The 21,684-nt window shown below is 56.4% G+C and carries 14 protein-coding genes; 12 read left to right on the top strand and 2 right to left on the bottom strand.

What is annotated here, in order from left to right; translation table 11 throughout:
- The first annotated feature begins 75 nt into the window (after positions 1 to 75).
- The 12 genes from G5574_RS08110 (at position 76) to G5574_RS08055 (ending at position 20,182) form a co-directional block, all read left to right on the top strand.
- Entirely contained in the window at positions 76 to 4,971 is a 4,896-nt protein-coding gene (locus G5574_RS08110) for an alpha-2-macroglobulin family protein (RefSeq protein WP_164482460.1), read from the top strand.
- A gap of 12 nt (positions 4,972 to 4,983) precedes the next feature.
- Positions 4,984 to 7,308, top strand: coding sequence for a peptidoglycan glycosyltransferase PbpC (pbpC, locus tag G5574_RS08105; protein ID WP_164482459.1), 2,325 nt, complete (start codon positions 4,984 to 4,986; stop codon positions 7,306 to 7,308).
- Between the two features lie 176 nt (positions 7,309 to 7,484).
- Positions 7,485 to 7,916: a nucleoside-diphosphate kinase gene (ndk, locus tag G5574_RS08100; protein WP_003848684.1), complete on the top strand. Its 432-nt coding sequence runs from the start codon at positions 7,485 to 7,487 to the stop codon at positions 7,914 to 7,916.
- Positions 7,917 to 8,090: 174 nt separating this feature from the next.
- Positions 8,091 to 9,260: a dual-specificity RNA methyltransferase RlmN gene (rlmN, locus tag G5574_RS08095; RefSeq protein WP_033740892.1), complete on the top strand. Its 1,170-nt coding sequence runs from the start codon at positions 8,091 to 8,093 to the stop codon at positions 9,258 to 9,260.
- 81 nt (positions 9,261 to 9,341) lie between these two features.
- Positions 9,342 to 10,073, top strand: coding sequence for a type IV pilus biogenesis/stability protein PilW (pilW, locus tag G5574_RS08090; protein ID WP_033740890.1), 732 nt, complete (start codon positions 9,342 to 9,344; stop codon positions 10,071 to 10,073).
- On the top strand, positions 10,063 to 11,079 hold the full coding sequence (rodZ, locus tag G5574_RS08085; RefSeq protein ID WP_164482458.1) for a cytoskeleton protein RodZ: 1,017 nt from the start codon (positions 10,063 to 10,065) through the stop codon (positions 11,077 to 11,079). The genes pilW and rodZ overlap by 11 nt, the downstream gene beginning before the upstream one ends.
- A 39-nt stretch (positions 11,080 to 11,118) precedes the next feature.
- Complete coding sequence (ispG, locus tag G5574_RS08080; RefSeq protein ID WP_033740886.1) at positions 11,119 to 12,240, top strand: flavodoxin-dependent (E)-4-hydroxy-3-methylbut-2-enyl-diphosphate synthase; 1,122 nt, start codon at positions 11,119 to 11,121, stop codon at positions 12,238 to 12,240.
- Between the two features lie 105 nt (positions 12,241 to 12,345).
- Entirely contained in the window at positions 12,346 to 13,620 is a 1,275-nt protein-coding gene (gene hisS, locus G5574_RS08075) for a histidine--tRNA ligase (RefSeq protein ID WP_006120624.1), read from the top strand.
- A gap of 38 nt (positions 13,621 to 13,658) precedes the next feature.
- A complete protein-coding gene (locus tag G5574_RS08070; protein ID WP_006120623.1) occupies positions 13,659 to 14,276 on the top strand; it encodes a YfgM family protein in 618 nt (205 codons plus the stop codon).
- A 19-nt stretch (positions 14,277 to 14,295) separates the two neighbouring features.
- On the top strand, positions 14,296 to 15,477 hold the full coding sequence (gene bamB, locus G5574_RS08065; RefSeq protein WP_006120622.1) for an outer membrane protein assembly factor BamB: 1,182 nt from the start codon (positions 14,296 to 14,298) through the stop codon (positions 15,475 to 15,477).
- A gap of 174 nt (positions 15,478 to 15,651) precedes the next feature.
- Entirely contained in the window at positions 15,652 to 17,136 is a 1,485-nt protein-coding gene (der, locus tag G5574_RS08060) for a ribosome biogenesis GTPase Der (protein ID WP_164482457.1), read from the top strand.
- 604 nt (positions 17,137 to 17,740) lie between these two features.
- Positions 17,741 to 20,182, top strand: a complete 2,442-nt coding sequence (locus G5574_RS08055) for a glucose/quinate/shikimate family membrane-bound PQQ-dependent dehydrogenase (RefSeq protein ID WP_164482456.1) — start codon at positions 17,741 to 17,743, stop codon at positions 20,180 to 20,182.
- A gap of 138 nt (positions 20,183 to 20,320) precedes the next feature.
- Here the strand turns inward: G5574_RS08055 and G5574_RS08050 are convergent, their stop codons facing one another.
- Positions 20,321 to 20,653: a protealysin inhibitor emfourin gene (locus G5574_RS08050; protein WP_033740881.1), complete on the bottom strand. Its 333-nt coding sequence runs from the start codon at positions 20,651 to 20,653 to the stop codon at positions 20,321 to 20,323.
- Positions 20,650 to 21,663 carry a M4 family metallopeptidase gene (locus tag G5574_RS08045; protein WP_033740879.1) on the bottom strand — a complete coding sequence of 338 codons (1,014 nt, stop codon included), beginning with the start codon at positions 21,661 to 21,663 and terminating at the stop codon, positions 20,650 to 20,652. The genes G5574_RS08050 and G5574_RS08045 overlap by 4 nt, the downstream gene beginning before the upstream one ends.
- Positions 21,664 to 21,684 lie beyond the last annotated feature (21 nt).

Raw genomic sequence — 21,684 nt, 5'->3', positions numbered from 1 at the left:
ATTAAATGCGAAGGTTGATGTGAAATCGTGCAGCATTATAAAACAATTCCCCTGGGGCACGGTGAAGGATTTACCATGAAACAACGCATTAACCGGCTGCTGTTCAGCATGCTGATCGGCGGCGCGCTGCTGTCTGCCGCCACGTTACCTGCTTTTTCCGTCAGCGCTGAAACGCCTGCCGCCAGTGCGCAGGTCAGTAAGCCGCTGAGCATTATCGACCTCTCCGAGCTCCAGCTCGATGGTGCCGCCGCACTGGTGTTAACGTTCAATCAGCCGCTTGATGATAAGCAGGACGTGGCCAAAAAAGTCCGGCTGACGGACGATCAGCGCGGCAAGGTGGATGGCGGTTGGGAGCTGTCCGGGAATCGCAAGGCGCTGCGTTTTCGCCATCCTGAACCCTCACGGCACTTTACTGTGACCGTCGATCCGGGCTTGCGCGCCGCCAGTGGTGAAACGCTGACCGCGGCTTACAGCCAAAAAATCACCACGCGCGACATTGAGCCGATGGTGGGCTTCGCCAGTCGCGGTTCTTTGCTGCCATTGCGTATTGCGCAGGGCCTGCCGGTGCTGGCCTTGAATGTCGATCAGGTGGATGTCGATTTTTTCAGGATTAAAAACGCGGGCCTGGCGCAATTCCTGTCCCAGTGGAATAACGGAAGTAATCTCTCAACCTGGCAATCTCAGGAGCTGCTTAAAACCAGCGAGCTGGTTTACAGCGGCCGCTTTGAGCTTAACCCGGCACGCAATACGCGGGAAAAACTGCAGCTGCCGCTAAAAGACATCAAGCCGCTTCAGCAACCGGGCGTTTATCTGGCCGTGATGAAACAGGCCGGCACGTATCATTACAGTATGCCAGCCACGCTCTTCACCCTGAGCGATATCGGCCTGTCACTGCACCGTTTTCCGGGCCAGTTTGAGCTGTTTGCCCAGAGTCTGGAAAACGGCGATCCGCTCTCAGGCGTCAATGTCAGAGTCCTGAACGATAAAGGGCAGGTCCTGCAAAACGGCACCAGCGACAGCAGCGGGCATGTGCGTCTGAAAGCCGAAGACAAGGGCAAGTTCCTGTTGGCAATACAGGGCGATCAAACCTCCCTCATCGATCTGGCTCGCCCGGCATTAGATTTAGCCGAATTTCCCGTGGCGGGACCGGAGGGCTATGACAAGCAGCTGTTCGTGTTTGGCCCGCGCGATATCTACCGTCCCGGCGAAACGGTGATCGTCAATGCGCTGCTGCGTGATGCTGATGGCAAACCGTTACCGGCCCAGCCGGTTAAAGCCGAAGTGGTACAGCCCGACGGTGAAGTGGTGCGCACCTTTGTCTGGCAACCGCAGGACGGGTTGTATCAGCAGCGATTCAGCCTGCCCACGACCGCCATGACCGGTGGCTGGATGCTGCGACTTAACACCGGTGATAACCTGCCGCGTCAGTGGCATTTCCGCGTCGAAGATTTCCTGCCAGAGCGCATGGCGCTGACGCTGAAAAACGATGAGCAACCTCAGCCTGCCGATGCGGATATCACCTTTAACGTTGAGGGGCGTTATCTCTATGGTGCGCCTGCGGCGGGGAATGCGCTGCAGGGGCAGCTCTATCTACGTCCTGCCCGGGACGCGGTGGCAGCGCTGCCTGGCTATCAGTTTGGGGATATCACTGAGGAGGGCGTCAAACGCAGCCTGGGTGATGTGGATATCAAACTGGATGCGAACGGCAAAGCCCAGCTAACCGTCGAGAATCAGTGGGACCAGCTTCACTCGCCGCTAAACCTGATTTTACAGGCCAGCCTGCTGGAAACGGGGGGACGGCCTGTGACCCGACGTGCCACTCAGGCGATCTGGCCCGCGGAGGCGCTGCCGGGCATTCGTCCCCTGTTCGGCAACAAGTCGATCTACGATTACCGCAGTGACAGTTATCGCGATGAGCCGACCGTGCCGGAAAACAGCCTGGCCGATTTTGACATTGTTTACGCCAACAGTCAGGGCGAAAAGCTGGCGGCAGAAAAGCTGAATGTGCGCTTGATTCGCGAACGTCGTGACTACTACTGGAGCTTCTCTGACAGTGAAGGCTGGCAGTCACGCTACGACGCGAAAGATCTGCAGGAAGATGAGCGATCGATTACGGTGCCCGCTGAGGGCAGTACCAAAGTCAGCTTCCCGGTCGAGTGGGGCAGCTACCGACTGGAAGTGCAGGCGGGTGAAAAAATTGTCAGCAGCGTGCGTTTTCAGGCGGGCTATGACTGGCAGGATAATACCAATGGTACGGGCGCTCTGCGCCCGGATCAGGTCAAACTCCGCTTAGACAAAGCCGCTTATCAGCCCGGAGAAACCGTGCATCTGCAGGTGGAATCGCCCACGGCCGGTAAGGGCTATCTGATGGTTGAGTCCAGCAGCGGCACGCTGTGGTGGCAGCCGCTGACCGTTCCGCAGGGCGGGACGACGGTGGATGTGCCGATTGCCAACAGCTGGCAGCGTCACGATCTCTATTTTAGTGCCATCGTCGTACGGGAAGGGGACAAAACCAGCGGCGCTACGCCAAAACGTGCCGTCGGACTGTTACATCTGCCGATGGCGACCGACGCGCGCCGCCTGACCCTGACGCTGGATGCGCCCGAAAAGGTTCGCCCTGAGCAGAATCTGACGGTCAATGTGCAGGCCAGTCGTGAAGGCGGCCCGCTGCCGGATAAGGTGCATGTGCTGCTGTCGGCGGTGGACAGCGGGGTTTTGAGCGTGACGGATTACAAAACCCCGGATCCCTGGCAGGCCTTTTTCGGCCGTAAACGTTATAACGTCGACCAGTACGATGTGTTTGGGCAGTTGATTGAAGGCGGCGGACGCCTGGCAGCGCTGCGCTTTGGCGGCGACGGCGAAGACGACACGCTGACGCGCGGCGGCAAGAAACCCGTTACCCACGTCAACATTTTGGCGCAGCAGCTACAGGCTGTTACGCTGGATAAAAACGGCAAGGGCTCGATCACGCTCCCTGTCCCGGCATTTAACGGTGAACTGCGCCTGATGACGCAGGTCTGGAGCGATGACAGCTTTGGCGCGGCAGAGCGCAAGCTGGTTGTGGCGGCGCCGCTGGTCAGTGAACTGTCCACGCCGCGCTTCCTGGCCAGCGGCGACAGCGCATCGCTGGCGCTGGATATCACCAACCTGACTGATTTACCGCAAACGCTGAAGGTGGATCTCGCAGCCCGGGGGCTTATTGCGCTGTCCGGCGCGGCCACGCAAAACGTGACGCTGGCCAAAGGTGAGCGGAAAACGCTACAGGTGCCGGTCACCGCGCAAAATGGTTTTGGTGACGGTGACGTTCAGGTCACGATTTCAGGCCTGAATCTGCCGGGTGAGCAGGTGCGGCCCAGCCAGCAGCAGTGGAAGATTGGCGTCAGGCCCCCTTATCCGGCCCAGACGCTCAGTTTTGACGCGGTGATCAACGGCGAGCAGCCGTGGCAGGTGACGGCTGCAGCCTTTGCCGGCCTGGACGCGGCTACGCTCAGTGGACAACTGACGCTGAGTAATCGCCCACCGTTGAATATTGCGCGCTATATCAGTGCGCTTTATGCCTATCCCTACGGTTGTCTGGAGCAAACGGCGAGCGGGCTGTGGCCATCGTTGTACACCAGCCAGGCGCAACTTACCGCCATGGGTATCAAAACCAGCTCTGATGAGGTTCGCCGGGCAGCGGTGGAAACCGGTATTGCCCGGTTGGCGGGCATGCAGCGCGCGGACGGCAGCTTTGGTTTATGGGGCAAACAGAGCGAAGAAGAATTCTGGTTAACGCCTTACGTGACGGATTTCTTACTGCGCGCCAGTGAGGCGGGCTATGCGTTGCCTGATGAGGTCGTCAGCCGGGCGAACGCGCGCCTGCTGCGTTATCTTCAGGACCCGGCGCAGATCACCGGAGGCGTCAGCCAGCACGTCGAAGCGTTACGTTTCAGCGTGCAGGCTTATGCCGGACTGGTGCTGGCGCGCCAGCAGCGGGCACCGCTGGGTGCCTTACGTGCGCTGTATGAAAAGCGTGACAAGGCCCAGTCGGGCCTGGCGCTGATGCAGTTGGGCATTGCGCTGAAGCTAATGGGTGATGAACAGCGTGCGCAACTGGCGGTGATGCAGGGGGCAACGCTGCCACGCGCTGAGAACCGCTGGTTTGGCGACTACGGCAGTACCGTGCGCGATCAGGGCATGATGATTGCGCTGCTGGCTGAAAATCAGCTGCAGCCGGACCTGCAAAACAGCCTGCTGCTGTCACTGTCTAAAGAGGTGACGGGCAAGCGCTGGTTCTCTACTCAGGAGAATAATGCCCTTTACCTGGCGGCCCGGACGCTGCAAACCACCAACGGGCAACGCTGGCAGGCGCAACTTCCGGGTAGCGATCAGCCTGTGAGCGGAGATGCGCCGCTAAATAAAGGACTGGATCATCAGCAACTGACTCAGGGCGTTGACGTACGTAATGTCGGCAGCACGCCGCTGTACGCCAGTCTGAACGTGGTCGGCTATCCGCTGAGTCCACCTGCGCCAGTCAGCCATATGATGGCGATTAAACGCGAGTACTTTACGCTGGATGGGCAGGCTGCCGATTTGAATAATCTGCGCAGCGGAGAACTGCTGGTGGTGCGCCTGACGGTCTCAGCCAAACGCAGCATTAGCGATGCGCTGGTGGTGGATTTATTGCCCGCCGGTCTGGAGCTGGAAAATCAGAACCTGGCGGACAGCAGTGCCAGTCTGGGGGACAGCGCCGATGCCTTAAAAGAGAGCATGATGGATATGCAACAGGCCAGCATCAGGCATATTGAGTTCCGTGATGACCGCTTTGTTGCCGCTCTGGCCGTCGATACGTATCGTCCCACCACGCTGATTTATCTGGCGCGGGCAGTCACACCGGGGCGCTATCAATTGCCCCCGCCGCAGGTGGAATCCATGTACGTGCCCGAATGGCGCGCCATTGGCAGCACACCGCAGCAGCTGCATGTACAGTAATCGGGTGCGTGCGTGATCAGGCACATCAGAAAGCGGTGGCTGCTGGCGCTGCCGCTTTGTGTTCTGGGGCTGCTGCTTGCGCTGCTGATACTGGACCGGCTGTCACCACTGCCGCTTAAAGCGGTCCAGCCTGCGCGAGTGGTGGTTGCGGAGGACGGTACGCCGTTGTGGCAATTTGCCGACAGTCAGGGGATCTGGCGCTATCCGGTCACGCCGGAAGAGGTTTCGCCCGCCTATATCCAGGCGTTGCTGACCTATGAAGATCGCTGGTTCTGGTATCACCCTGGTATTAATCCGCTGTCTGTGCTGCGGGCCGCCTGGCAGAATCTTCGCTATCGTAGTGTGATTTCCGGTGGCAGCACCTTAACGATGCAGGTGGCACGGCTTATCGACCCGCAGCCGCGGACGCTGCGCGGCAAGCTGATTCAGACATGGCGTGCCCTCCAACTGGAGTGGCACCTGTCAAAACGCGACATCCTGACGCTTTATCTTAATCGCGCGCCCTTTGGCGGCACGCTGGAAGGCATTGGCGCAGCCAGCTGGAGCTGGCTGGGCAAAGCCCCGTCGCAGTTAACCCGCGGGGAAGCCGCCTTGCTGGCCGTGCTGCCGCAGTCACCCAGCCGCCTGCGGCCCGACCGCTGGCCGGAACGGGCTGAGGCGGCACGTAATAAAGTGCTGGACCGTCTGGCGCAATATCACGTCTGGTCTGCGCGTCAGGTGGCCGAGATCCGCCAGGAACCGGTCTGGCTGCCACCACGGCAAATGCCGCAGATGGCACCCTTGCTGGCCCGGCGGCTGTTGTCGATCAGCACTCACGAAAAAATCGTCTCAACGCTGGACCCGTCGCTGCAGCGTGAGCTGGAAAGTATGACGCTGAACATCAAAAATCAGCTGCCGCCGCGCACCTCGCTGGCCATTCTGGTGGTCGATCACACCACCATGGCCGTACGTGGGTATGTTGGTTCCGTTGACTTTGCTGACGACAACCGCTTCGGGCATGTCGATATGATTGCCAGCGTACGCTCACCGGGATCGATCTTAAAACCCTTTGTTTATGGCATGGCGCTGGATGACGGGCTGATTCATGCCGAGTCGCTGCTGCAGGATGTGCCGCGCCGTTTTGGCGACTACCGTCCGGGTAACTTCGATACCGGTTTTCATGGGCCGGTCAGCGCCAGCGAAGCGCTGGTGCGTTCCCTTAATCTGCCTGCGGTGCAGGTGCTGGAAGCGCTGGGTCCCAAAAATGTCGCGGCCCGCCTGCGCAATGTCGGGCTTAACCTGCGCTTTCCGCCCGGCGCCGAGCCGAATTTGTCATTGATCCTGGGGGGCACCGGCGCGCGCATGGACGAGATCGTTGCGGCGTACAGCGCTTTCGTGCGTCGGGGCAACGCCGCGCAACTGCGCTGGATGCCCGATCAACCGTTGCAGCAGCGGCCTCTGCTTTCGCCCGGCGCGGCGTGGATTATCCGCCGTGTCCTGGCGGGTGAAGCGCAGCCTGCGGGCAAAGGGAACCTGCCTGCGGTTGTACCGCTGGCGTGGAAAACCGGCACCAGCTATGGCTATCGCGATGCCTGGGCGGTGGGCATGAATCCCCGCTATCTGATCGGCGTCTGGGTTGGCCGTCCCGATGCAACGCCCGTCGCAGGGCAGTTTGGTTTTGCGTCTGCCGTTCCCGTGATGAATCAGGTAAACAGCGTACTGATGAACCGTTTAGCCGGACAGGAGGTGCCCGTTGATCCTCGTCCCGCATCGGTTACGGTGGCCAGCATCTGCTGGCCGGGCGGACAACCGCTGCCTGTGGGCGATGAAAACTGCCGCCAGCGCCGCCAGAGCTGGGTGTTGAATGACACATTGCCGCCCACTTTGCTGGCATCGGGCCAGGAAAGCCTCAGCGGTTTACGGTTGCGCTACTGGCTAAATGACCAGGGCCGCCGCGTGGCGGCTGACTGTCCGCACGCTGTCAGCCACGATCGTTTACTGTGGCCCTTACCGCTGGAAGCCTGGCTACCCTTGCAGGAGCGACGGCGTCAGCGGTTACCGGCTATCGACAGTCAGTGCCCGCCACTCACGCAGGGCAGCAGCGCGCCGCTGATTGTCACAGGCGTCATTGACGGGCAACGGGTGCAGCCGTTGCCGGGTAATTCCACCCTGGTCATGCCGGTTGCGGCACAGGGCGGGCAGGGTAATCAGCGCTGGTGGTTTTTGAACGGTGAACCCGTGACGGCGGAAAACCAGAACGGCACGCTGTCGCTGCGTCTTGATCGCTCAGGTGACTATCAACTGGTGGTGATGGATGAAGCCGGGCAGCTTGCGACCGTTAACTTCACACGGGGATGATGGTTTTTTGCGCTAAATCAGATTTGAAAGCCTTCCGCATCGACACAGATCAAGATTTTTCAAGAAATTATGGGTTCTGTGATAGGCAACGTCACACTCAACCCCTATAATCGGCGCCGTTTCTTAGCCGGGGCGTGCGCCCTCGGTTTCTTCAGAACGTCAAGACAGAGGTCATCATGGCAATCGAACGTACTTTTTCTATCATCAAGCCAAACGCCGTCGCGAAAAACGTGATCGGTGCTATCTACAACCGTTTTGAAAGCGCAGGCTTCAAAATTGTTGGCGCAAAAATGCTGCAGCTGAGCAAAGAGCAGGCTGAAGGTTTCTACGCAGAGCACCAGGGCAAGCCGTTCTTCGACGGTCTGGTTGAATTCATGACCTCTGGCCCGGTTGTGGTTTCTGTACTGGAAGGCGAAAATGCCGTTCAGCGTCACCGTGACCTGATGGGTGCAACTAACCCAGCCAACGCACTGGCCGGTACACTGCGTGCTGACTATGCTGACAGCTTCACCGAAAACGCTACTCACGGTTCTGACTCTGCAGAGTCTGCAGCCCGTGAAATCGCGTACTTCTTCGGCGAAAACGAAATCTGCCCACGTACCCGTTAATTACTGACGCGTACACGGCTTTACAAAAATCTGCTGACCCGCGGTCACTCGCACCTGTTATCGGGCAGCAGATGTTGTACAATATTGCGCCTTCATTGAGCCAGCTTAGTGAAGGCGTAATTTTTTCTTTTCCCAACCGCGCCATAACGTGTAACAACGAGGCCAGAGAACACTATGTCCGAACAGATTGTGACGCCCGCGTCCACCTCCCCGCTTTCCGTTTCGCCCAAAAGCCAAAAAATTAACCTGCTGGATCTTAACCGTCAGCAGATGCGCGAATTCTTTGTGTCCCTGGGTGAAAAACCGTTCCGTGCCGATCAGGTGATGAAGTGGATTTACCACTACTGCTGCGACGATTTCGAGCAGATGACCGACATCAATAAAAAGCTGCGTAACCGCTTAATGGAACTCACCGAAATTCGCGCGCCGGAAGTGGCCGAAGAGATGCGTTCAACGGACGGCACCATTAAGTGGGCTATTCGCGTGGGCGATCAACTGGTGGAAACGGTATATATCCCGGAAGGCGACCGTGCCACGTTGTGCGTGTCCTCCCAGGTGGGCTGTGCACTGGAATGTAAATTCTGCTCAACGGCGCAACAGGGCTTTAACCGCAATCTGCGCGTCTCCGAAATTATCGGCCAGGTCTGGCGTGCGGCAAAAATTGTCGGTGCAGCCAAACTGACCGGCCAGCGTCCTATCACTAACGTCGTGATGATGGGCATGGGCGAACCTCTGCTCAACCTGAATAACGTCGTCCCGGCAATGGAAATCATGCTGGATGATTTCGGTTTCGGTTTATCAAAACGCCGTGTGACGCTGTCGACCTCGGGCGTGGTTCCGGCTCTCGACAAGCTGGGTGACATGATTGACGTGGCGCTGGCTATCTCGCTGCATGCGCCCAATGATAAACTGCGCGATGACATCGTGCCGATTAACAAGAAGTACAACATCGAAACCTTCCTGGCGGCAGTTAAACGCTATATTGGTAAATCCAACGCCAACCAGGGACGTGTCACGATTGAGTATGTGCTGCTGGACCACGTGAACGACAGCACCGATGATGCCCATGAGCTGGCGGCATTGCTCAAAGAAACACCGTGCAAAATTAACCTGATCCCCTGGAACCCCTTCCCGGGCGCACCTTATGGTCGCAGCTCAAACAGCCGCATTGACCGCTTCGCTAAGGTGCTAATGGACTATGGCTTTACCACCATTGTGCGTAAAACCCGCGGGGACGATATTGATGCCGCCTGTGGTCAGCTGGCGGGTGAAGTCATCGACCGCACCAAACGTACCCTGCGTAAGAAGATGGCCGGTGAAGCCATATCTGTGAAGGCGATCTGAAAGGCGGACGAACAGGGTTTCTGATCGGTTACCGGCGTGGCAGGCTGCAGCTCACCACACGGATGACAGGGAGGAAACCTTATGCGCAAAGGAGCAGGCGCGCGGCTACTGGCCGTTTTTGTTGTAAGCGGTTGTGTCAGTTCACCGTCGCAACCCGGGGCCGCAGAATTGCGTTTACAGCTGGGTATGCATTACCTTGCCGTAAACGATTACAGTGCGGCGCGCCGTAATTTCCTTCGCGCGCAGGCGGCAGCGCCAAAGGATTATCGGGTGCAGCTGGCCTTTGCCAGGCTCGCTCAGCGTCAAGGGCAAACTTCTGCTGCGCATCTTCATTTTTTACAGGCGCAGCAAATTGCCCCATATAATGGTTACATCGCTAACAATTACGGTGCGTTTCTTTGCACTTTAGGGCAGTATGATGAAGCGCATCAACAGTTTATCCGGGCAAAAGATGCGCAGGAAGGAGACGCCCGCATCGATGCGTACGAACTGTCGGGATATTGTTATCTGCGGGCAGGGGACAGACAGTCAGCGCGAGCAGCATTGTCTTATGCGCGTGATGCGGACAGAAGTAAGGGAGAATCGCTGCTGGCTGAAGCTGAAAGAGCGGTCGAACATGACCAATGGGCTAACCTGGCGCTATTGTTAGAGCTTTACCAGCCGCTGCCGGAGACGGCACGCAGCCTGGCGTTACACATACGTTTCGCCGCGCAACAGGGAAATCACGCAGACGTTTCACGTTATGGCGACCAGTTAGCGCGACGTTTTCCGCAATCGATACAGTACCAGCGTTATTTAGCTAATGAATACTGAAGCCACTCAAGAAAATTCTGCAGTTCATTCCACAGGTGCCCGCCTGCGTATCGCCCGTGAGCAAATGGGACTTACGCAGCAAAATGTCGCTGAACGCCTGTGCCTTAAACTTTCTACCGTGCGTGATATTGAAGAAGACAAGTCACCTGCGGATTTAGCCTCTACCTTCCTGCGCGGTTATATTCGTTCCTATGCGCGTCTGGTGCATATTCCTGAAGAGGAACTGCTGCCGATGATGGCAAAACAGACGCCAGTGCGGGCAGCCAAAATCGAACCGATGCAAAGCTTCTCATTGGGTAAACGCCGCAAGAAGCGGGACGGCTGGTTAATGATCTTCACCTGGCTGGTGGTCTTTGTTGTCGTGGGTCTGACGGGGGCCTGGTGGTGGCAAAACCATAAAGCCTCTCAGGATGAACTGGTGTCGATGGCTGACCAAAACGGCAGCAGCGGTGACAACAGCCAGTCGATTCCCTTAGGGCAAAACAGTGGTTCGTCCTCCGCGCCAGCGGATAACAGTACCAGCGTGCCGTTAACCAGTGGAAACAGCGCGGCGACCTCTGCTCCTGCCTACAGCGGCACAGCGGCCAGCACGCCCGCTGAAAACGACAACGCAAATGCAGCCACCTCCTCTTCGGCAGAGAACAATGCCGTGGTTTCACCCAGTCAGGCACCCGTAGAGAACACTACCGCACCGACGTCGTCGAACGCTACGCAGCCCATGCCTGTGGGCGCAGCGGCCGTCAGCGAACCTGCCGCCGATCCGAATGCGGTGGTGATGACTTTCACGGCTGATTGCTGGCTGGAAGTCAGCGATGCGACGGGCAAAAAACTGTTTAGCGGTATTCAGCGCAGTGGCGGTAAACTGAGTCTGTCAGGAACGGCCCCGTATCGTCTGAAAATTGGTGCGCCGGCAGCTGTTCATGTCGAATATCAGAATAAACCCGTTGATTTAAGTCGCTTTATCCGTAATAACCAGGTTGCTCGCCTGACGTTGGGTGCGCAATAACAGCGTAACGCGTGTTCCGGGCAATTGTGGAGAAGAAATATGCATAACCAAGCACCCATTATCCGCCGTAAGTCCAAACGTATTTACGTCGGCCAGGTGCCGATTGGCGATGGTGCGCCCATCGCCGTTCAGTCAATGACGAACACCCGCACCACCGATGTGGCCGCGACGGTCAGTCAGATCAAAGCCCTTGAGCGCGTGGGGGTGGATATCGTTCGCGTGTCGGTGCCCACGATGGATGCCGCCGAAGCGTTTAAACTGATTAAGCAGCAGGTCAATGTCCCGCTGGTCGCCGATATCCATTTTGACTACCGTATCGCGCTGAAAGTGGCGGAGTACGGTGTGGATTGCCTGCGCATCAACCCCGGCAACATTGGTAACAACGAGCGTATCCGCTCTGTTGTCGACTGTGCCCGCGATAAAAATATTCCCATCCGCATCGGGGTTAACGCCGGATCGCTGGAAAAAGATCTGCAGGAAAAATACGGCGAACCTACGCCGCAGGCTCTGCTGGAATCGGCCATGCGTCACGTCGATCATCTGGATCGCCTCAACTTCGATCAGTTTAAAGTCAGCGTAAAAGCCTCGGATGTGTTCCTGGCCGTTGAGTCCTATCGTCTGCTGGCCAAACAAATTGAGCAGCCGCTGCACCTGGGGATCACCGAAGCGGGCGGCGCACGCGCGGGGGCAGTAAAATCCGCCATTGGTCTGGGATTACTGCTTTCAGAAGGCATCGGCGACACACTGCGTATCTCGCTGGCCGCTGACCCGGTAGAAGAAGTCAAAGTGGGCTTTGATATCCTGAAGTCGCTGCGTATCCGTTCACGCGGCATTAACTTCATTGCCTGCCCGACCTGTTCTCGTCAGGAGTTTGACGTGATTGGCACGGTAAACGCGCTGGAGCAGCGACTGGAAGACATTATCACGCCGATGGATGTCTCTATCATTGGCTGTGTGGTGAATGGCCCGGGCGAAGCGACAGTGTCTACGCTGGGCGTGACCGGCAGCAACAAGAAAAGCGGTTTCTACGAAGACGGTGTCCGTCAGCGCGATCGTCTCGACAATGACAATATGATCGATCAACTGGAAGCACGCATTCGCGCCAAAGCGGCGATGCTGGATGAAACCCGTCGTATCGACGTACAGCAACTGGAAAAATAATCCTTTGCGCGTACGGCATGCACGACTTTTTTAGCTGAGCCTGTGCGGTTTCATCCTCATGAGGTATGATGCCGGACAGGTTTTTTTGCATTAAGAGATTTTAACGTGGCGAAGAATATTCAAGCGATTCGCGGGATGAACGATTTTCTGCCTGCGGATACGGCCATCTGGCAACGAGTTGAAGATGTCCTGAAGTCCGTGCTGGCGAGTTATGGTTACAGCGAAATTCGCTTACCTATTGTAGAGCAAACTCCCCTGTTCAAACGTGCAATCGGTGAAGTCACCGATGTGGTTGAAAAAGAGATGTACACCTTTGACGATCGTAATGGCGAAAGCCTGACGCTTCGTCCGGAAGGGACGGCAGGCTGCGTGCGTGCCGGTATCGAACACGGCTTGCTTTACAATCAGGAACAGCGCCTGTGGTACATGGGCCCTATGTTTCGCTACGAGCGTCCGCAAAAAGGGCGCTATCGCCAGTTCCACCAGATTGGTGTGGAAGTCTTTGGCCTGCAGGGGCCGGATATTGATGCCGAGCTGATTATGCTGAACGCCCGCTGGTGGAAAGCGTTAGGTATCGCCGACCATGTGCGCCTTGAACTGAACTCTATCGGTTCACTTGACGCGCGCGCCAGTTACCGCGAGGCGCTGGTTGCCTTTCTGGAACAGCATAAAGAGGCGCTGGACGAGGACTGCAAACGCCGCATGTACAGCAACCCAATGCGCGTGCTTGACAGTAAAAACCCGGATATTCAGACGCTGCTGAACGATGCGCCTCAGCTTGGTGACTTCCTCGATGAAGAATCACGTGCCCACTTCGATGGCCTGCGTGCGCTGTTAGATGATGCCGGTATCGCTTACACGGTGAATCAGCGCCTGGTACGTGGGCTCGATTACTACAACCGCACGGTGATTGAATGGGTCACCGACAGCCTCGGCTCGCAGGGCACCGTGTGCGGCGGCGGACGTTACGATGGCCTGGTCGAACAACTGGGCGGACGTGCGACGCCAGGTGTCGGTTTTGCCATGGGCATGGAGCGTCTGGTGTTGTTAGTGCAGGCGGTGAACCCAGAATTTGAACCCGCGCGTAATGTCGATGTCTATGTTATCGCCTCAGGTCAGGGCGTTCAGTCAGCGGCAATGCAGCTGGCCGAAAAATTGCGTGATCAGCTGCCCGACATGAAGCTGATGACTAACTTCGGCGGCGGGAACTTCAAGAAGCAATTTGCACGCGCAGATAAGTGGGGCGCTCGCGTGGCGCTGGTGCTGGGTGAAGATGAACAGAAAGCCGGCCAGGTCGTGATTAAAGATCTGCGCAATGGCGAACAGCAAACGCTGGCGCAGGCGGATGCTGCGGCTGCACTGCGCACGCTGTTACAGTAAGCGCGTTATGGCACAACCATTGAAAGGAGAGGGATTGCGTGGAAGTGTATAGCAATGAGAACGAACAGGTTGATGCGCTGCGTCGCTTTTTCGCCAACAACGGTAAAGCATTAGCCATTGGTGTGGTTATCGGTATTGCTGCATTAGGTGGCTGGCGTTACTGGTCGAGCCATGAGCAGGACTCTGCTAAAACCGTGTCGGCTGAGTACCAGAAACTCACCAGCGCCATGCAGGTCAGCAAGCCTGAAACGCTGGAAGCCGTTAACACGTTTGCCCGCGAAAACAGCAACACCTATGGTGCCCTGGCGGCGCTGGATCTGGCGAAGCAGTATGTCGACAGCAATCAGCTGGACAAGGCCGAGAGCCTGCTGCAAAACGGATTAAAAGACACCAAAGATGCCAATCTGCAGGCGGTAATTAACCTGCGCCTGGCACGCATTCAACTGCAACAGAATCAGGCTGATGCGGCACTTAAAACCCTTGACGGTGTGAAGGGTGATGGCTGGACAGCCATTGTGGCTGACATCCGCGGCGAAGCGCTGCTGAGCAAAGGCGATAAGCAGGGCGCGCGCGATGCATGGAGTAAAGGCGTCGAATCTGACGCGTCTCCGGCGCTGAAGCAAATGATGCAGATGAAGATGAATAACTTAAGCTAAGCCAGTCAAGAGAGAGCGCATGGAATTACGTAAATACCTGCTGCCGGGGCTGATTTCAGTCACCCTGCTCAGCGGTTGCTCGCTGTTCAGCGGCGAAGAAGATGTAGTGAAAATGGCCCCATTGCCGAAAGTGGAAAACCAGTTCACGCCGAAGACAGTATGGAGTACAGGCGTGGGCGACGGGATTGGCGATTTCTATTCCAACCTGCATCCGACCTGGCAAGACGGCACCGTTTATGCGGCTGACCGCTTTGGTATCGTAAAAGCGCTCGATGCAGCGGATGGCAAAGAAAAATGGAAAGTCGACCTCTCTGAGAAAACCGGCTTCTTCTCTAAAAACCTGTCTGCCATGCTGTCCGGTGGTATTACCGTCAGCGGCGATCGCCTGTATATCGGCAGTGAGCGCGGTCAGGTTTATGCCCTGAACACCAGTGATGGTTCGATTGTATGGCAAGCTAAAGCGGCTGGCGAAGCGCTGTCGCGTCCTGTGGTCAGCGATGGCCTGGTGCTGATTCATACCAGTAACGGTATGTTGCAGGGTCTGGATCAGGCGACCGGGGCGGTGAAGTGGACCGTGAACCTGGACATGCCTGCGCTGTCGCTGCGCGGTGAATCAGCCCCGTCAGTTGCCTTTGGTGGCGCGATTGTGGGCGGCGACAACGGACGCGTCAGCGCCGTGATCATGAATCAGGGCCAGTTGATTTGGCAGCAGCGTATTTCACAGCCGAGCGGGGCGACGGAAATCGACCGCCTGAGCGACGTGGATACCACGCCGATCATTGTAAATGGTGTGGTTTACGCGCTGGCGTACAATGGCAACCTTTCCGCACTGGATCTGCGTTCAGGGCAGATTTTGTGGAAACGTGAAATTGGCGGCGTGAAAGATCTGATTGTCGATGCCGGGCGTATCTATCTGGTAGATCAGGACGATCGTGTGATTGCCCTGAATGCGGATGGCGGTGTCGCTATCTGGCGTCAAAGCGAGCTGCTGCATCGTAATCTGACCTCACCGGTGCTGTATAATGGCTACATCGTCGTCGGTGACGGCGAAGGCTACCTGCACTGGCTGAACACCACGGATGGCCGCTTTGTTGCCCAGCAAAAACTGGACAGCTCGGGCTTCCAGACTGAGCCTGTTGTCGCCAGCGACAAGCTGCTGATTCAGTCGAAAGATGGTGAAGTTTATGCCATTACCCGCTAACGGGTAAGTTGTCAGGCAGGGTTATCCTTCCGGCACAGCGGCTCCTGATTTCATCAGGGGCCGTTTCGTTTTTAGTCAGGCATGGTATCCTTTGCGCCGTAAGCCTGAACTGAACGGCTAAAGCCGTTATAATCACGCCATTCGGGCGAATTAATACATTATTGAGGCATTGTTATGGTACCTGTGGTCGCGCTGGTTGGGCGTCCCAATGTGGGAAAATCTACGCTGTTTAACCGTTTAACTCGCACACGAGATGCGCTGGTAGCGGATTTTCCTGGACTGACTCGCGATCGCAAATATGGTCGCGCCGAAGTGGAAGGGCGCGAATTCATTGTTATTGATACCGGCGGTATTGATGGCACCGAAGACGGTGTTGAAACGCGTATGGCGGAACAGTCGCTGCTGGCGATTGAAGAAGCCGACGTGGTGCTGTTTATGGTGGATGCCCGTGCAGGCATGATGCCCGCCGATCAGCAAATTGCAAAACATCTGCGCGCACGTCAAAAAGCGACATTCCTGGTCGCGAATAAAACGGACGGGCTCGATCCGGATCAGGCGATTGTGGATTTCTATTCACTGGGTCTGGGGGAGATTTATGCTATCGCCGCGTCCCACGGCCGTGGTGTGACCAGCCTGCTGGAGACGGCGCTGCTGCCGTGGATGGAAAAGGTTGATCCCGTAGAAGTCACCGAAGAAGATGAAAACGAAGCCTACTGGGCCGCGTTAGCCGCAGAAGCGAACGGTGAGGAAGAGGAAGAAGAGGACGATTTCGACCCGACCACACTGCCGATCAAGCTGGCGATTGTCGGACGTCCAAACGTCGGTAAGTCTACGCTGACTAACCGCATTCTGGGTGAAGATCGCGTGGTCGTTTATGACATGCCAGGCACCACGCGCGACAGTATCTACATCCCGATGGAACGTGACGATCGTGAATATGTGCTGATCGATACCGCCGGGGTGCGTAAGCGCGGCAAAATCACCGATACGGTGGAGAAATTCTCGGTCATCAAAACCCTGCAGGCGATTGAAGACGCTAACGTGGTAATGCTGGTGATCGATGCGCGCGCCGGCATTTCCGATCAGGATTTGTCACTGCTCGGCTTTATCCTGAACAGCGGCCGCTCACTGGTGATCGTGGTGAATAAGTGGGATGGTCTGTCGCAGGAAGTGCGTGATGAAGTCAAAGAGACGCTGGACTTCCGTCTGGGCTTCATCGACTTTGCGCGCGTGCACTTTATTTCTGCGCTGCATGGCAGCGGTGTAGGCAACCTGTTTGAATCGGTAACCGAAGCGTACGACTGCTCAACGAAGCGTGTAAACACCTCGCTGCTGACGCGCATCATGAACATGGCGGCAGAAGACCATCAGCCACCGCTGGTGCGTGGTCGCCGCGTTAAGCTGAAGTACGCCCACGCGGGTGGCTATAACCCACCGATTGTGGTGATTCACGGCAACCAGGTGAAAGATTTACCGGACTCCTACAAGCGTTACCTGATGAACTATTTCCGTCGTTCTCTGAACGTAATGGGCACGCCAATCCGCATTCAGTTTAAAGAGGGTGAAAACCCGTATGAAGGCAAGCGTAACCTGTTAACGCCAACGCAACAGCGTAAGCGTAAGCGTCTGATGGCGCACATGAAGAAAAATAAGCGTTAACTAATCGAGGGCCAGATGGCCCTCTTTTTTTGCCCTGGCATTGTGATTATTTACACAATGGTGAAAAACGCTGCGCCAGAACTGCGGACATTTCGTCCCCGACAGCGGTGGTCCACTGCACAGGATGGGATATCCGCTGTCACAGGGTGCCTGTCTGTCCCGATTGTCATCAACCCTTACGTGACTGAGGCGAGGTGACCGATGACGTCTGCCAGCATGCGGGTTTACTTTCCCGATACCGACTGACGTACATCCTCGCCCCCTTAAAAGCTCAAAACATCACTTTAGTTGTCCGCTGGGCTACTCTCTGGATCGGCGTGGCCTTATCCAGCGTAAAAATTTGTAGCGAAAATGCTATTGCTTAGTAACAAACAGGTTTAAAACTTCACTGCATAACGTACCAGGTGGTACAATTTCGCCGCGTCATGACGGAGTATCGCCTGCTCTGGCTTCCTCCGGAAACATATCATTCATTTCATGGACGCAGGTCTGATTTAATTGGAATTAAAACAACGCCGTCTCATTAACCTGCAACGTTAACCGCGATACGCGCGAAAAGCGGCGGGCGAAAGAGCGGACTTTGTTTATCAGGAGAGTAAGTGTTATGGCTGAAACATCCTCTCGATCCGGTAAAGGATTGAGAATATGGTCTGTGCTGCTCGGGCTGGTGCTACTGGCAACCGGCCTGTTCTTTGCTGTTGGCGGGGGACAACTCGCAACGCTTGGCGGCAGTTGGTATTTCCTGGTTGCGGGCATCGTTATCGTGCTGTCAGCCATTCAGTTTTTCCGGGCAAAATCCTCAGCGGTTGTGCTTTTCCTGCTGGCATTTGTAGGGACTTTAGTCTGGGCGGTGGTGGACGCTGGCCTGGTCTTCTGGCCACTGGTTTCTCGCCTGATGGTGCCCGCCGGTTTAATGATTCTGGCCTTCCTTACCTGGCCCGCCTTACGCAAGCGCGAGAATAAACCTTCGCTGGCAAAACTCTCTTATGCGCTGTCTGCCGTCATCGCCGTGGGTATGGTGGCTACATTAGTCCAGATGTTCCAGCCGCATCCAACCGTGGCGGCAACGGGTCCTGAACTGCCGCTGATTCCGGTAGAGAAATCGAAGCAACAGCAAAACTGGGATAACTACGGTAATACCGCTGGCGGCAGCCGTTTTGTCGCGCTCGATCAGATAACCCGTGACAACGTGAAGGATCTGCAGGTTGCCTGGACTTACCGTACGGGGGACATTCCCGAAAGCCCAACCGGTAACGGTGCGGAAGATCAGGAAACGCCGTTGCAGGTCGGTAATACACTTTACCTGTGCACGCCGCACAATAATGTCATCGCCGTCGAAGCAGACAGTGGAAAGCAGATCTGGAAGCGTGAAATCAACGCACAGGCTGAAGTCTGGCCGCGCTGTCGTGGTCTGGCCTATTTCGACGCGACGAAACCGCTGAACCAGCCAACGCAGCCCGGCTCAACGCCAGTACCGGCCGTAACGCTGGCGGCAGGAGACAGCTGTCAGCGCCGTATTCTGATGAATACTATCGATGCGCGCCTGATTGCGATCAACGCCGACAACGGTGAATTCTGTGAAGGCTTCGGTAATCATGGCATCGTCGATCTGAAAGCGGGCTTAGGTGATGCGCCGGATCCGCTTTATCAGTTGACCTCAGCCCCAACGCTTGCCGGAACCACGGTGGTCGTGGGCGGCCGCGTGGCGGATAACGTGAAAACCGACATGCCTGGCGGCGTGTTGCGCGGTTTTGATGTGATCACCGGTAAAATGCGCTGGGCGTTTGACCCGGGCAATGTCGATCCTAATGCCATCCTGATGCCTGGCAAGGACTATACGCGCAGTACGCCGAACTCCTGGGCGCCGATGTCGTACGATGCGGCCATGAACACCGTGTTCATTCCTATGGGCAGCTCCTCCGTTGACCTGTGGGGAGCCAATCGTACCGCGCTGGACCATAAATATGGAGCCTCGGTACTCGCGCTGGACGCGACAACCGGTAAAGAGAAGTGGGTTTATCAGACCGTTCATAACGATCTGTGGGACTTCGACCTGCCAATGCAGCCCAGCCTGATCGACTTCCCGATGAAGGATGGCAGCACTAAACCTGCGGTCGTCATTGGCGGTAAAACCGGCATGATTTTTGTGCTGGATCGTCTGACCGGTAAGCCGCTCACCAAGGTTGAAGAGCTGCCGATGCCGCAGGGTGATATCCCGAACGAGCAATATACAAAAACCCAGCCGCATTCGACCGGTATGCCGATGATTGGTAATCAGACGCTGAAAGAGTCGGATATGTGGGGCGCAACCCCGTTCGATCAGCTGGCCTGCCGTATCGCGTTTAAGTCAATGCGCTACAACGGCCTGTTTACCGTACCTGGCACTGATAAGTCGCTGAGTTTCCCGGGTTCACTGGGCGGGATGAACTGGGGCAGTATGTCCACCGATCCGAATAACAACCTGTTGTTTGTTAACGACATGCGTTTAGGATTGTGGGTACAGATGATCCCGGTTGATACCAGCAAAATTTCACGTGGCAGCAACGGGGGGGAAGCCATTAATACCGGTATGGGCGCGGTTCCGTTGAAAGGCACGCCTTATGCCGTGAACAAAAACCGCTTTATGTCACCGTTGGGTATTCCTTGCCAGGCGCCACCGTTTGGTACCCTGTCTGCGATTGACATGAAAACCCAGAAAATCGTCTGGCAGGTGCCGGTAGGTACGGTAGAAGATACCGGTCCGTTCGGCATCAAAATGCGCGCGAAAATGCCTATTGGCATGCCGACGCTGGGCGGTACGCTGGCGACGCAGGGTGGACTGGTGTTTATTGCCGGTACTCAGGACTACTACCTGCGCGCGTTCGATAGCGCCACCGGTAAAGAAGTCTGGAAAGCCCGTTTACCTGTCGGCAGTCAGGGTGGACCGATGAGTTATGTCTCACCGAAAACCGGTAAACAGTACATCGTGATTTCCGCGGGCGGCGCACGCCAGTCGCCGGATCGTGGTGACTATGTGATTGCTTATGCGCTGCCAGACAGCAAATAAGCGACGATAAAACAAAAGGGCCATCGTGGCCCTTTTTTTTGCGTAACGGAAAACCCGTTTTCCCGACAGGATAAGCTGCGGGTTCATAAGACGTGTCGTAGGGCAAACCCGAAGCCGCCTTCTGAGAAGGCGGCTTTGTTACTTACCGTCGCGCAACAGCGACTTGAGTTCTGGCGGTGCCTGTTGCTCGGGAACCAGTATGACGACCGTGCCGGACTGCTGGCGCGTGGCATATTGAATCTGGATGCGGAAGTAACGTTGATCCCCGCGTCCCACCTCTGCTGCTTTTTCCTCGGGTTCGCCCAAAGGCATCGCCCGTTCCAGTACCTGACAGACGTGCGCTTTTTCGGGAGGCGGAAGTTCGCCCAACGGAAATCGACGCTCATTCCGTAAGCCAGGAATAAAAGCAAAGCCGCCTTCTTGCGTTACCACAATCGTTGCGTCATCGGTGAGCTCGGGGAGTTGACTCATAACACGCCTACCTCTTTCCACGCTTGTTCAATTGCGCTCGCCACCGTGGTGTCGAAGCGCTTTTTACCATGCTGCACGGTGAGTTGTGCAAAGGCTTTGAAGTCCGCATCCTGATGTAAATCTTTATCGCACAGCGTGTCGTACCACGCCTGACCCGCTCGCTCCCAGGCATATCCGCCCAGGGCTTTTGCGGCCAGATAAAAGGCACGATTAGGAATTCCGGAGTTCAGGTGCACACCGCCGTTATCCTCACGTGTTTTAATATAGTCCTTCATGTGGCCTGGCTGAGGATCTTTCCCCAGCATCGGGTCATCGTAAGCGGTGCCGGGATGTGACATTGACCGCAGACCTTTACCATTGATGCCTTTTGCCAGCAGCCCTTCACCGATGATCCAGTCGGCCTTATCGGCTGTCTGTTTCAGACTAAACTGTTTCACCAGCGAACCAAACACATCAGACATGGACTCGTTCAACGCACCGGCCTGTTCAAAATAGATCAAACCGGCTTCGGTTTCTGTGACGCCGTGCGACAACTCATGCGCCACCACATCAATCGCAATCGTGAAGCGGTTAAAGATTTCGCCATCACCGTCGCCAAACACCATTTGCTGACCGTTCCAGAACGCATTTTGGTACTTCTCACCGTAGTGAACCGTCCCAGCTAGTTTCAGACCGTGATTATCCAGAGAATTTCGTTTATAGATTTGCCAGAAAAAGTCGTGTGTGACACCAAGATAGTTCCAGGCTTCGTCGGCAGCAACGTCACCATTTGAAGACTGGCCTTCTTTACGCACCAGCGTGCCAGGTAATGTTTCCTGGTTTTTGGCATCATAGATTTCACGCTCAATCTTCCCGGCCTGCGTGGTTTTTGGCGCTGCCGTCTTTTTCCAGTGTTCAGCCATCAGGTGCTGAACATGGGTCAGTGTACGACGTGCCTGCTCCTGCTGGTGGCCGGTGCCGTGATCGATAATCTTGCGAAGAATATAGGGAGGAATAACGCTGAAAGCCATTTGAGACTCCTTGGCATGAGG

This window comes from Pantoea stewartii, from assembly GCF_011044475.1.
GTDB classification, from domain to species: domain Bacteria; phylum Pseudomonadota; class Gammaproteobacteria; order Enterobacterales; family Enterobacteriaceae; genus Pantoea; species Pantoea stewartii.
This window is presented reverse-complemented; position numbering and strand designations above follow the sequence as displayed.

Excerpts from the sequence above, each read along its gene's own strand:
- G5574_RS08110 (WP_164482460.1), top strand. The coding sequence starts at position 76 with ATGAAACAACGCATTAACCGGCTGCTGTTCAGCATGCTGATCGGCGGC.
- ndk (WP_003848684.1), top strand. The coding sequence starts at position 7,485 with ATGGCAATCGAACGTACTTTTTCTATCATCAAGCCAAACGCCGTCGCG.
- rlmN (WP_033740892.1), top strand. The coding sequence starts at position 8,091 with ATGTCCGAACAGATTGTGACGCCCGCGTCCACCTCCCCGCTTTCCGTT.
- pilW (WP_033740890.1), top strand. The coding sequence starts at position 9,342 with ATGCGCAAAGGAGCAGGCGCGCGGCTACTGGCCGTTTTTGTTGTAAGC.
- rodZ (WP_164482458.1), top strand. The coding sequence starts at position 10,063 with ATGAATACTGAAGCCACTCAAGAAAATTCTGCAGTTCATTCCACAGGT.
- ispG (WP_033740886.1), top strand. The coding sequence starts at position 11,119 with ATGCATAACCAAGCACCCATTATCCGCCGTAAGTCCAAACGTATTTAC.
- bamB (WP_006120622.1), top strand. The coding sequence starts at position 14,296 with ATGGAATTACGTAAATACCTGCTGCCGGGGCTGATTTCAGTCACCCTG.
- der (WP_164482457.1), top strand. The coding sequence starts at position 15,652 with ATGGTACCTGTGGTCGCGCTGGTTGGGCGTCCCAATGTGGGAAAATCT.
- G5574_RS08055 (WP_164482456.1), top strand. The coding sequence starts at position 17,741 with ATGGCTGAAACATCCTCTCGATCCGGTAAAGGATTGAGAATATGGTCT.
- G5574_RS08050 (WP_033740881.1), bottom strand. The coding sequence starts at position 20,653 with ATGAGTCAACTCCCCGAGCTCACCGATGACGCAACGATTGTGGTAACG.
- G5574_RS08045 (WP_033740879.1), bottom strand. The coding sequence starts at position 21,663 with ATGGCTTTCAGCGTTATTCCTCCCTATATTCTTCGCAAGATTATCGAT.